This is a genomic window from Brevibacillus sp. FW306-2-1A-C05A, from assembly GCF_058781555.1.
On the sequence record NZ_JBYSWV010000077.1, the window covers coordinates 1 to 12,223 of the forward strand.

13 protein-coding genes are annotated in these 12,223 nt (G+C 54.8%); 9 read left to right on the forward strand and 4 right to left on the reverse strand.

Going from position 1 to position 12,223, the window contains the following annotated elements:
* Positions 1-350: 350 nt before the first annotated feature.
* Complete coding sequence (locus tag AC3WJN_RS24630) at positions 351-839, reverse strand: C40 family peptidase (protein ID WP_005829706.1); 489 nt, start codon at positions 837-839, stop codon at positions 351-353.
* A gap of 113 nt (positions 840-952) precedes the next feature.
* Here AC3WJN_RS24630 and AC3WJN_RS24635 point away from each other — a divergent pair, with 113 nt between their 5' ends.
* The 9 genes from AC3WJN_RS24635 (at position 953) to AC3WJN_RS24675 (ending at position 9,840) form a co-directional block, all read left to right on the forward strand.
* Complete coding sequence (locus AC3WJN_RS24635) at positions 953-1,261, forward strand: DUF3139 domain-containing protein (protein WP_492329346.1); 309 nt, start codon at positions 953-955, stop codon at positions 1,259-1,261.
* Positions 1,262-1,584: 323 nt separating this feature from the next.
* Positions 1,585-2,022, forward strand: a complete 438-nt coding sequence (locus AC3WJN_RS24640; RefSeq protein ID WP_005829702.1) for an SRPBCC family protein — start codon at positions 1,585-1,587, stop codon at positions 2,020-2,022.
* 176 nt (positions 2,023-2,198) lie between these two features.
* Positions 2,199-2,441, forward strand: a complete 243-nt coding sequence (locus AC3WJN_RS24645) for a DUF2798 domain-containing protein (RefSeq protein ID WP_283859270.1) — start codon at positions 2,199-2,201, stop codon at positions 2,439-2,441.
* A 259-nt stretch (positions 2,442-2,700) separates the two neighbouring features.
* Positions 2,701-4,563, forward strand: a complete 1,863-nt coding sequence (locus AC3WJN_RS24650) for a helix-turn-helix domain-containing protein (protein WP_429776042.1) — start codon at positions 2,701-2,703, stop codon at positions 4,561-4,563.
* Between the two features lie 35 nt (positions 4,564-4,598).
* Entirely contained in the window at positions 4,599-5,378 is a 780-nt protein-coding gene (locus tag AC3WJN_RS24655) for an IucA/IucC family C-terminal-domain containing protein (RefSeq protein WP_007778688.1), read from the forward strand.
* The gene (locus AC3WJN_RS24660) at positions 5,375-6,625 is read left to right on the forward strand and encodes an MFS transporter (protein WP_005829692.1); all 1,251 of its coding nucleotides are present in this window, start codon (positions 5,375-5,377) and stop codon (positions 6,623-6,625) included. Before AC3WJN_RS24655 ends, AC3WJN_RS24660 begins: the two co-directional genes overlap by 4 nt.
* A 50-nt stretch (positions 6,626-6,675) precedes the next feature.
* Positions 6,676-7,692 carry an ABC transporter substrate-binding protein gene (locus AC3WJN_RS24665; protein ID WP_007778690.1) on the forward strand — a complete coding sequence of 339 codons (1,017 nt, stop codon included), beginning with the start codon at positions 6,676-6,678 and terminating at the stop codon, positions 7,690-7,692.
* 85 nt (positions 7,693-7,777) lie between these two features.
* The gene (locus AC3WJN_RS24670; RefSeq protein ID WP_007778692.1) at positions 7,778-8,803 is read left to right on the forward strand and encodes a FecCD family ABC transporter permease; all 1,026 of its coding nucleotides are present in this window, start codon (positions 7,778-7,780) and stop codon (positions 8,801-8,803) included.
* Positions 8,800-9,840, forward strand: a complete 1,041-nt coding sequence (locus AC3WJN_RS24675; protein WP_005829688.1) for a FecCD family ABC transporter permease — start codon at positions 8,800-8,802, stop codon at positions 9,838-9,840. The genes AC3WJN_RS24670 and AC3WJN_RS24675 overlap by 4 nt, the downstream gene beginning before the upstream one ends.
* On the opposite strand, the gene AC3WJN_RS24680 is transcribed toward AC3WJN_RS24675, so the two are convergent.
* The 3 genes from AC3WJN_RS24680 to AC3WJN_RS24690 form a co-directional block, all read right to left on the reverse strand.
* Entirely contained in the window at positions 9,779-10,396 is a 618-nt protein-coding gene (locus AC3WJN_RS24680; protein WP_005829685.1) for a cysteine hydrolase family protein, read from the reverse strand. The two genes, AC3WJN_RS24675 and AC3WJN_RS24680, sit on opposite strands and share 62 nt — an antisense overlap.
* A 145-nt stretch (positions 10,397-10,541) precedes the next feature.
* A complete protein-coding gene (locus AC3WJN_RS24685; RefSeq protein WP_005829683.1) occupies positions 10,542-11,390 on the reverse strand; it encodes a LysR family transcriptional regulator in 849 nt (282 codons plus the stop codon).
* 219 nt (positions 11,391-11,609) lie between these two features.
* Positions 11,610-12,140: a hypothetical protein gene (locus AC3WJN_RS24690; RefSeq protein ID WP_005829681.1), complete on the reverse strand. Its 531-nt coding sequence runs from the start codon at positions 12,138-12,140 to the stop codon at positions 11,610-11,612.
* Positions 12,141-12,223: the final 83 nt, after the last annotated feature.

Below are 12,223 nucleotides of genomic sequence, written 5' to 3' on the forward strand. Positions count from 1 at the left end.
ATCGGTTCCGTTTTTCCATGGCTTCATTATAACTTATTTATCACGCTCCCGTGTCTCAGCCTATGGGAGCATTGTAGAAATCTTCTTTGCTTGATACTGCAACCGCCAAGCAATCCTTTTTATAACTCTCCTACACTCTTCTTTTAGTAGTTCATCATTCATGCTTCTCACCATCCCATCTTATAGGTAAATGAACAAAGTAAAAAGCAACTTATTTTAACTAATCAATACATTTTTTGTTCTTAGATGGTAAAAAGAGGATTTCTTCTTCGCTTGGAGTATAAATTACAGAGTTGGGAAATCTGTGCAAGGAATAAAACCCCGCTAATGCGAGGTTTTATTCAACCTTATTACTTATAAACTTTGATAGTTACTACTGATGCAAGGTCCTCTGAATCTCGAACATCGCTTGGATAAATATGAGTTGCTCTACTACGATCGGTAAGGCCCGTGCCGGTAATATCGAGATCATAACCATAGTAAAATGCGTGCCAGATGAACTTAGAACAATAACTAAGCTCGATATTGTTCAAGTCCATATTGAAGTAATATTTCTTTACGTCACGAATATGGTTGGTTGCCCATTTAGCAGCCTTAGAAGCTCCTTTCCTGGGGCGGAGAACTTGGATCTTATCGCCGTCATCAAATCGATTTACATAGTAATTGATATCGTCAACGAACCCAGGTCCCTTTGGATGAACGTGAATTACATTGTAGCCTGGTCCTACAATTGCCACGTGTCCAACAAAAAAAGTCGAGATGCTTTTTTTCGAGTACAATACGTCTCCTGGCTTCATATCCGTGTTAGTACCAGGATATTGTGGTCTATCAGATGCCATATAAAATTCCTCCTATAAAGTTGATTAACGATAGTAGGGCGCCCATTATCGCTTTCACTCTTTAGGGAAAAAAAAGCATCATTTTACAACCAGTTTTTTGGGGGATAACGAAAATGAACAAAAAAACAATGATTATAGTTTTCCTGGTCTTAATCATGATCTCTGCTCCAGTTATATATGTTCAAGGAACTTTGTTAAGCTTAGAAAATCAAGTACGCCAATATCTCATTACGGAGAAAAATCTCGATGAGAAAACAATAGCTAGTGTAGATGGCGTTTTTGGGAAGCTTCCGCTTTTTAGTGTAGAAGTTATTTTTGCTGATGAACCCGATGTAAGATACTTTTATACTGAAAAAAACGGAGAGATAATACCTCTTAGTGCAACGCTTAAACCCGAAGGATACGAATACAAACATAAATGAGTTCCCAGAGGCTTCGCCGAAACCCAGAATACTCGAAACCCATCAAGGAAGTTCTTTCCCGGGGCATTTCGTGCAGCCTGCGAGCCATGCCAGGCTGACCGAGGAAGCTTTGCTGGGCTGGCTGGCTGCGCCCGCGAGTCGCCAGGTATCAGTTGCCAAAAGAGATTGTGTTCGTTGACAGCATCGCCTACACCGGCCTGGGCAAGCCCGACCGGAAGCAGCTTGTGTAAAGACAACGACACATTTTCCCGAAATATCCTGCCCCCTAAAGCCATACATATTACGAGACATCCGAAACAACCAGGGGAAAGGAATGAGCAACCATGCCTCAAGGCATCCACGATATCGAGCTGCCGCTGCCGATCGGGACGATCTGGGAATTTGTCAGCGTGCTGGAGAACTGGGTTCCGCTCGTGCCAGGCTACATCAGCCACGAAGTGATCCATGAGCGGCGCGTGACCTGGACGTTTACCGGCGACATCGGGATTATGAAAAAGCAAATCAGCCTGCAGGTGGACATTACCGAGTGGAACGAGCCGACGGAAGTGAAGTTTACACTGACCGGAATCAACGAGAATTTTACGGGAGAAGGCTACTTTCGGGCAGAGGCGTTGGGGGAGGAGCGCACGAAAATGACCGGGTTTCTCGACATTACGGCAAAAGGCTTGAAGGCCCCCATGGTGAACTCGATCCTGAAGTCACACGTCCCGCAATTGACGACAGATTTGGCGGAAGCCGTCGCCAGCCGGATGAGGGAATAACAAGAGCAGCGTTGCTGAAAAACCTTTGCGATACAGCAAAGGTTTTTTCTTGTCCCGTCGACACTTGCAGCGTTGACGGCTTCGCTATTTTGCTTTAAGCTACCATAATTAATCGGGTAACCGTCGCGCAGAACGGTTGTCTTTTAATAGGAAGAAACAGGAAATTCAGCGAGGTGATGTGTGTGAAAATCCCGAAAAAATACGAAGCGATTGTCTTTACGTTTTTAATGGCGCTGGGCATGTCCTGTATTTTGTCGTTCTTCATGATGCTGGTGAATTTCGGCTTCAACTCCATGCTGCTCGAGCGCTGGCTCAAAGCATGGCCGATGGCTTTTTCGCTGGCGTTTCCCGCCGCTTACTTTTGGCCAAAAGCAATCCGGCGGCTGATGAAAAAAATTACGTTTGTCGAGAGCAAATAACGCTTGGTCACCGCACAGCTATCGCAAAGGCTGTGTTTTTTTATACAGACAAGAATGGATAAGATTCTTATCCAGTAGAAAGACAACGAAGGCTGGGTCAAGCCAGTGGCGTAGCCAAGTTTTCTAATGCGCATCGCCAGGCGGATATGGCCGACTGTCGCCTGGGGCGATTCATTATTGATGATGAGAATCATTATCTTTATAATAGACCCACATCCAATTCCACGACGCCACAGCACAGAACAGGAGGGAAAGGGAGTTGTCATTTCAGGACGATTTGTTGTTATGGAATCACGCAGCTCTCAAAGTAGTGGACGTCCGCCGTGCGGTGATCCAGCCAGGCGACAGCCTGCGCGCGCACCAGCTTACGGCAGGCTCATTTTTGTGTACCGTACAGGGAAAGGCTCGCGTGCTGCTTGACGAAGCGCAGTATCAGGCGGGCCCTTATCATGTTTGCCACGCCGGAAAAGGCACGGTACTCGCGATTGATTACGTGCAGGAAGCACTCGAATACTATTTGCTGCAATACAAGGCGACCCTGGCTCTGCCGTGCCGCGAGGAGCTGTTGCGGCTGCAGCAGAAGCGAGACCCTTTTCAACTCGCGCACAGCTTTACGCCGCGCTATCCGCTGCCGCTGTTTGGCACAGTCCGCCAGATGCACGAGAAATGGCAGAAGGCGAGCATGCTGGACAGGCTCCACGCGAAGGCGCTCTTGCATCAGTTTGTGTACGAATGGCTGCAGCAGCGCCAGGAGCAGGCAGAAGAGCCGACTGCCCAGAGTCTGGTGGACAAGGCAATCCGCTTGATCGAGGAGCAGTTCTCCGAGAAAATGACGCTGCATGCGCTGGCGAGCCAGGTAGGCTGCCAGGAGCGGCAGTTGCAACGGCTGTTCAAGGCAGCGCTTGCGGTGGGGCCGATGGAATACCTGCTCCGCGTCCGGCTGGAAAAGGCCAAGGACCTGCTGCTGAAACTGAATGTGCCGCTGATGGACATTGCCGAGGCTGTCGGCTTTACAGACAGCTATTACTTCAGCCGCCTGTTCAAAAAATACGTCGGCATCTCTCCCAGCCAATTCAGAAAAATGGCCGGGCAACCCGAACTTTGTCGTCAAAATCCATCCGGCTTGTCGCCATCGTTCATTGGCGGCAAAAGCGTGCCCTTGTATAGTATTAACAACGAGAATGGGAGTCATTCTCAACAAAAAACAGCACCTGCTTCGGCTGCTCTGGCAGCGCACAGGAGCAAGCGTGCAAAACAGGCAGACCCTGAGGGGGGAGTGGCAAAAACGACAAGCAAGTACATCAGGCATCCGCGAGGCGAACTGGAGCTGGACCGACTGCCCGAAAAAATTGCGGTGCTCGATTACCAGTACATCGATCAAATGTACGCACTCGGCCACTTGCCAGCAGGCAGCGTATTTGCCACGACCAGCCCGTCCGGATTGCCGGAATATTTGGGCGAGAAAATGAGCGCGATCAAAAGGCTGGGGACAAAGGATCATCCGGATATGACCGCGATTGCCGAGCTGTCGCCGGAGTTGATTGTCTGCACGGATACACATGCGCATTTGTACGACGAGCTGGTCGCGATTGCCCCGACGGTGATGCTCGGCAGAAACGACGACTGGCGGACGACGCTTCCTGTGCTGGGAAAAATGCTCGGCAAAGAGCAGGAGGCGCAACACGTGATTGACGCGTACAACCAAAAGATCGTCCATCTGAAAGATGCGATTGCGGCCAAGCTGGGGGGCAAGACGGTTTCCTTGATCCGGCCGCGCGACAACATGATCCGGCTGCACACGACGGCGCACCGGACGGCACGGATTTTGTACCGCGATCTCGGCATCGCGCCGCCGCCGATGGCGATGGACAGCAAGCGGACCAGCTCGTACATCCAGTTGGACGCCATGACCGAACTGAATGCCGACCACCTCTTTGTGTTGCAGGACGATACGAACGCCGCGCTGACCAGCGCCTACCAGGAGTCCGCCCTCTGGAGAAACCTGAGCGTGGTCAAAGCCAACCATGTGCGCACGTTCGACACGACGATGTGGATCGGTTTTTACGGGCCTGTCGCGATTAACCGGGTGGTGGACGAAATTGCAGACGCGCTGTTGTCCTGACCGCCTCATCTCTGCCCGCAAAGGGAGAGCATTTGATGAACAAAAACTGGCTAGAAGCGGACGAATCGGCGTATTTGGCGGAGCATTTTCGCCTGACCCATGGCGTACCCGTGCGCTCGGGAGAGTTGATTCCGGTCACAGAGTTGTTGGATGAAAAGACGTGCGCGGACTGTCTCGCGCGGATGAGCGGCTATTTGCACGCCCCTTCGCTGAAAGTGACCGCCTCCCTGTTTGCCAAAAGGTACGCGTTTTTGACCGTTGCCCCCATCTTGTACGCCATGACGGTGTACAACAAAGCAGTCACGCTGGACATCGGGCATTGCCAGCTCGTTTTGGCAAAGGAGCCGGGCGAGCCATGGTTGTCGCGACTCCATGTACGCGCGTCGGACGTTCGCGCGTTCGCTGCCGGGGACAGGAGCGAGTGGCGGGAGCAGATCATCCGCAGCTTGTTCGCCGGACATATCGCGCCGCTGTGGCACACGATTTCCCGCGTGGCGAACATTCCGCGCATGGTGCTGTGGGAAAACACGGCGGTCCGTTTGTTTTCGCTGTACGAAAAGCGGATCAAAGCGGAGGCGGGAAGCGAACTGCGGGAGCGCGTCCAGGCTGACTTTGCCTGCCTGCTCAAGCACGCGCCTGCCCCATGGTTCGGGGAAGAACAAAATCCGTTCGCGCAGTTTTGCGAGTTTGGCGACAGCGAGCCTGGAGCAGCGACAGCGCGACCGGGCCGGATTCGCAAGACGTGCTGCTATCATTACAAGGTTTCTTCGCGCGAAGGCTTCTGCTCGGCTTGCCCGAGAGCGAAAAGCCGATGACAGCGAGAGAGGATCGTGTCAGCACGGTGGAAAAGTGGAGACGGAATCTGTTTATTTTGTGCGCCGGGCAATTTTTGACGATGGCCTCGCTCAGTTGCGTCACTCCGTTTTTGCCGCTCTATTTGCAGGAGATGGGCGTGTCTGATCCCGGCGAAGTTCTCTGGTGGACAGGAGCGATTTACGTCGCCAATCTGCTGACGGCGTTTTTGTTTTCGCCGCTGTGGGGCAAGCTGGCGGATCGGCACGGCCGGAAGCTGATGATCGTTCGCTCCGGCTTCGGTCTCGCGGTCACGATTACGCTGATGGGATTTGTCACCAGTCCTGTGCAGTTGCTCGTTTTGCGGCTGGCAAACGGGATGATGGCAGGTTTCAGCCCGGCTGCTGTCGCTTTTACCGCAACGAATACGCCGCAGGAGCGCAGCGGCTATGCGCTCGGCATCCTGCACGCCAGCGCGGTCGGGGGAACGATCTGCGGCCCGCTTTTGGGCAGTCTGCTCGCTGTCCGCTTCGGCTTTAGCGCCGTCTTTTGCTACACAGGTCTGTGCATTTTGCTTGCCGCCATGATGATCGTTTTTTGGGTGCAAGAGCGTGTGGCAAACGAGCAGCGGCTTATGGAGAAAACGAACTTTCTCGCCGATTTGCGGCACATCGCGGGCAAAAAGCCGCTCGGCGCGCTGTTCGTCTCTGCCGCAATCGCCAGAGCAGCGATGGTCGGTACGTTGCCGCTCATCCCGCTGTACGTCCAACAGTTGCTTCCCGATCAGGACAACGTAGTTATCATGGCGGGCGTGACGACGGCGGTCATGGGCCTTGCCAATATGCTCGCGGCTCCCCAACTCGGAAAGTGGGGCGACAAGTTCGGCTCCCACCGGATTTTCAACCTCGCCGTGTTCGGTTCGATCGTTTTTTTGGTGCCGCAAGCCTTTGTCCAGCAATTATGGCAATTCATCGCCCTGCGCTTTTGCACGGGAGCATGCCTGGGCGGGATGATGCCCTCTCTGCACGTTCTCCTGCGGCAGTACGCGCCAAAAGGAATGGAGAGCAGGACGTACAGCTACCACAATTGCGCTGTCTTTTTGGGCGGCATGGCGGGGACGTTTGCCATGGGAGCGATTGCGAGCGGTTTCGGCTTGCCGCTGATTTTTGTCGGCTCGGCCGTTTTGCTGCTCCTAAACCAGCTATGGATGAAATTCATGGTGCTTCCGCATATCGGCCCGCTGCACGAAAGCGCAGAAAAGCGCCAGTGAGCTTTCTATTGACAAGGAAATCATCGGAAAAACAAAAGGGGGAAACAGCAGTGTTGATCGATAAAAAATGGTCGTTCATTTTCAGCGCCGTGCTTCTCGTTGCCTTCGTGCTCGCAGGCTGCGGAGCGAGCGGGCAAGGAACGGCAACAGCGGGGACGACGGAGACACAACCGGCGCAAAGCCAGCCGCAAGCAGCGGCCGAACCAGCTAAAGACGCGGGACAACAGGACGTCCGGGTCGTTTCCCACGCGATGGGAAAAACAGAAGTAAAAGGCACGCCGACCAAAGTCGTGACGCTGTTCCAGGGCGCCACCGATGCCGCCCTGCTGCTTGGCGTCAAGCCGGTAGGCGCAGTAGAGTCGTGGATTGAGCAGCCGTGGTACAACTACATTCGAGACAAGATGGACGGCGTGACCAACCTGGGCTCGGAAAACCAGCCGAACCTGGAAGAGATTGTAGCTCTCCACCCGGATCTCATCATTGCCTCCAAGACCCGTCACGAAAAAATTTACGAGCAACTGTCCGCGATTGCGCCGACGGTGATGACCGAAGAGGTGCATATTTGGAAAGACACCTTGAGCCTGAGTGCAGAAGCGCTGAACAAAAAAGCGGAAGAGGCCAAGTTTTTAGAGGAATGGGCGCAAAAGGTAGCGGCGTTCAAGGAAAAAATGGGCGACAAGCTCAATCTGCAGGTCGGGATTGTCGACTTCCGCCCGGATCACGCCCGCATCGTGTACACCGGCTTTTCCGCTCTCGTTCTGGACGAGCTGGGCGTAGCGCGGCCGACGAACCAGAAAGGCGAAGAGTGGGGAGTGAAGCTGACCTCCAAGGAAAACATTGCGCAAATGGACGCAGATATCATTTTCGACCAGACGAGCACGACCCGGGATGACGGACGACTGGATTTGCGCAAAGAGTGGACGGAGCACCCGCTCTGGAAAAATCTGCGGGCGGTGAAAAACAATCGCGTATTCGAGGTGGATTCGGCGATCTGGAACAACGGCTCCGGCCCGTTGGCGGCATTGGGCATGCTCGAAGACTTGTACGAATTTTACGAGTTGAAATAAGGACGCGAGAGGAAACTGTTGACCGCAAGCAGCGTCAGCAGTTTTCTTGTCGATCGCTTCGCGAAAAAAGCGAGGGAGGATTGTTGTGCGCTCATACTTGCATCAGCCTGTTTACAAGGCGCTTGGCTTGATCGGCTGCGCCATTGTCCTCGGGGGATTGTTTGTGGCAAGCATCGCCCTTGGCAGCACGCCGATTCGCTTTCTGACCGTCATCGAATCGTTTCGCGATTATGACGCCTCGCTCAAGGAGCATGTCATCGTGATGACGACCAGGCTTCCGCGCGCCGTTTTTGCTGCGGTGATCGGAGCAAACCTGGCTGTGGCAGGCGCTCTCATGCAGGCGTTGACCCGAAACCCGATGGCGTCGCCCAGCATTTTCGGCATCAATTCCGGGGCAGTCTTTTTTGTGGTGGCGGCATTGGCTGTCCTGCCGATTTCCTCGCTGAACCAACTGGTCTGGATCGCTTTTGCGGGAGCGGGCGTAGCTGCTTTCACCGTGTACTTCCTCGGCTCGATGGGCCGAGGGGGCATGACGCCGCTGAAAATCGTGCTGGCAGGCTCGGCCATGTCCGCGCTGTTTGCTTCGTTTACACAAGGAATGCTCGTCCTGGACGAGTCCGGGCTGCAAAATGTGCTGTTTTGGCTGGCAGGCTCTGTGTCCGGCAAAGAGCTGGACAGCTTGCTTCCGGTGTTGCCCTACATGCTGTTCGCCGGAGTAGCGGCGCTATGGCTGGCCCGGTCTGTCAACATTTTGGCGACAGGCGAAGAGGTTGCCAAAGGCTTGGGACAAAAAACGGGCCTCGTCAAGCTGCTGATTGCGCTCACCGTGATCCTGCTTGCGGGCAGCTCGGTCGCGGTCGCAGGCTCGATCGGCTTTGTCGGGCTGGTGATTCCGCACATCGCCCGCTTTCTGGTCGGCATCGACTATCGCTGGGTCATTCCGTACAGCGCGGTTTTGGGCGCCATCCTGCTGGTGAGTGCAGATATTGCAGCCCGCTTTTTGATTATGCCCGCCGAGATGCCGCTCGGGGTCATGACGGCGCTGGTCGGTGCGCCTTTCTTTGTCTATACGGCCCGTAAAGAGTACCGCGCGAAAGGAGCATCGCAATGAATCGGCTATTTTCGATCCGAAGCTGGACCGGACGCTTTGCGCGGCTACTGCCGCAGAAGACGATGCTGCTTCTTGCGGGATTGCTGCTGTGCACCGTCGTCGGGATGGTCGTCAGCGTGCAGTCGGGCAGCAAATGGATTCCGCTGTCGGACGTCGTGCGCACGCTGTTTGGCTACGGTACACCGGAGCAGACCCTGGTCATCGGCAAGCTCCGGCTGCCGCGCGTTCTGCTCGCCGTGCTCGTCGGCGCGGCGCTGAGCGTCTCGGGGGCGATTTTGCAGGGCGTGGCCCGCAATCCGCTCGCTTCGCCCGATGTGATCGGGGTGACGGGGGGAGCTGCTTTTGCCGCAGTCGCGTTCATCACCTATACGGCGGGAACGGTCAGCGTGCGATGGCTTCCGCTGGCGGCTTTTTGCGGGGCGGCGCTCGTTTCGCTGTTGATTTACTTTTTGGCCTGGAAAAAAGGGGTGACGTCCACGAGGCTGATTTTGGTCGGAATCGGGGTAGCTGCCGTCACCAGCGCGTTGACCATGCTGATGATCGTCCTCAGTCCGATTACGGCGGCCAGCAAGGCGTACATCTGGATGACGGGCAGCATATACGGCGCGTCGTGGGAAAACGTGTACGCCATGCTGCCCTGGGTGATCGTGTTCATTCCTTTGGCGCTTTTGTACGCCCGCATCCTCGACGTCCAGGAGCTGGGGGACGAGCTGGCGACAGGGCTTGGCGCGCGCGTGCAGCTTCACCGCTGCATTCTGCTGTTTATCAGCGTCGCCTTGGCAGGGGCGGCAGTTGCAGTCGCGGGCGCCGTCGGCTTTATCGGGCTGATCGGCCCGCATATCGCCCGAAAACTTGTCGGCCCGTCCCACGGCCGCGCCATTCCCGTGGCGGCCCTGATCGGCAGCCTGCTCTTGCTGACTGCCGACACGGTTGCCCGGCTCGCCTTTCAACCGCTCGACGTTCCGGCAGGCGTCTTTACAGCGGGCGTAGGCACCCCTTTTTTCCTCTATTTGCTTTACCGAAGCCGCAATCGCTAGGCAAAAGCGGGATTGCAGGCGGAAAAAGGCAAAAACCAGGCGCTCCATTCGGGGCCGCCTGGTTTTTTGTTGAGTAAATGACGGAAAAGCAGGCTACCTGGCGCAAAATGGAAGTTCGCGGACAGTTGGGAAAATTGCAGCCAGCAAACACGAGCGTGTCGATACCGCGCTCCCGCAGAAACAGCTCCAGCCCCGTCTGATAAAAAGCGCCCCAGCGCGGCTTGTACATGACCCATTCCTGCTCGCCCACCGCCTGGAATCCTCCGGCAAGCAGCGCAGCGGAGTCGAGGGCGGTGTAGGCAGAAGGACGAAGCCCGCGGACCAGCTCTGCGCCTTCGCTATTTGGCGCGGCTATTTTCGCGCCGTTTTCAATCGCTTCCCGGCGACACAGGTCGGCGTTGGAGCCGTCTTCTTTGCATGGGTGAATTACGTGAATAATCGGAAAACGACTCGCGCGGTAAGCCTCCAGCGCCTTGTGTATATGCGGCAGCACCTGTGCAGTGCCCGGAATTTCCGCCGGGGCGTTTTGGCAGAGTAAAATCGTTTTGCGTGTCAATCGTAACCAGTGCGGACGTGTGCCAATTCGGACTTGTGTAGCTCAAGGCTTTTCCCCTCCAGCAAGTGAAGTAGTTTCCCTCTATTGTACCGCTTGTCCAGGCCAGAAACAGATAAAAAAAGAGCCGTGCCCGGAAAGCGCACGGCTACAGGAAATGACTCGCTTCGATAAATTGCCTTTCCAGCGGCGAGAGCTGATAGCCTTGCCGCGTGACCACATATTTATCCACATACCGATGCTCTGCGGGCAGCTCCACAAAGTCTGTCAGCCCAAACTGCCTGACGATCCGTTTGGATAAAAGGGCGATCCCCATGCCCAAAGCGGCAAACTGAAACAGTGTCTCCAGCACGGCTACTTCCGTCAAGGGGGCTGCTGGCAAACCAAGGTCGGAGTAAAGCTGCAGCAAAATCGCCGTACACAGACATTCCTTGGAGGAAACGAGCATTGTTTCGCCTTGCAGAAAATGCTGGAGCGAAACGCCCGACTTTGCTTTTTTGCCGATCAATACAAGCTCTTCTGTCCCGATTTTTTTGAAGTGGAGCTGCTCCGTCTTGCTGGATGTGCCGATCGTATAGGCGAGGTCGATGCTGCCAGACATCAGCGCTTTTTCCATTTCCTCGGTGGTGCCGGTCTTCAAGGTGACGGACAGCCGCGGATATTTATCGTACAGGTCCGTGAACGCCGCCGTCAGCTCCGAGCCGATGACCGATTGCATCGTGCCCAGCCGCAGCTTGGGGTCTTGCTGCTGCATCTCCTGTTCGGCTTCTTCCCAGAGGGTCAGCAACTTTTTATAGTGCGCATACAGCCTCTCTCCCTCATGGGTCAGCTCCATTCCTTTGGAGCTGCGGATGAACAACTGCTTTTCGTAATGCGTTTCGATCTTTTTGATTTTCGCTGTCATGTTGGATTGCAGATGGTTCATGCGAAAGGCGGCGGCAGACAGACTCTTCAGCTCGGCGACCGTGACAAAAGCCCGGATGGTATCTATATCCATGTGTTTTGGCTCCTTTTATCGAAAAAAAGTGATGGCTCTATCGAAAGCTGACATGATTCGAGATGCCTTTTGCTTAGCATACTCGTGGCAAAACGATTTTGCCGAGTCATAACGAGGGGGAATGGGCATGAAAACGGACAAACCAGAGCGCGCTGGCTTTCTTTTTAAAGTGTGGTCAGACGATTCGGAAAAATAGGGCTGTTCAAGGCCAGCTACCGGCTACACCGACATAAACCGGATCAGCCCCAAAATGGCAAAGGCAAACAATGCCGTCCCCACGCCAATGCCGGTAATCGCGCTGCTCGCCACTTGCAGCTTGCGCGCGATCGGACGGGAAACAAGGGCGACGACAATCAGCAGCACGGCCAAAACGGATAAACCCGCATCCGCAAACACATTTTTCAGCCCGAAAAAATGGAGGCCGACGATCAAGGCAATCCACGGGGCAATCTCGTCCTTGCGCCGCTTTTTCAAGAGCACAAGCGCTCCCGCCAGAGCAAGGGCAAATTCGACAGACACGAGGAGCAAGTAACGTTGAAAAGCAGTCCGGTCAGACAGCGCGGAAGGGGCATGCCAATTGGTTACACTCAGGTAGACGCCCACGAGGCAGACGAGCAGCGCGGCGCCTGCAGCCATGCCGAGATAGTTGCGCCAGCCCGGTCGGGGCTTTTCCTGCGCCCAGCCGAACCAGGAGAAGCTGAACAGCCCAAAGACTGCGGCGTACATGGCGTAGTCACGGACGCACTCCATCGTATCCCTCCCACTATAAAGTAATGTTTTCTCCTGTTTTCTCGCTCATTCTCTGTTTTTTAACTTTGACATCTTAAAGCTCT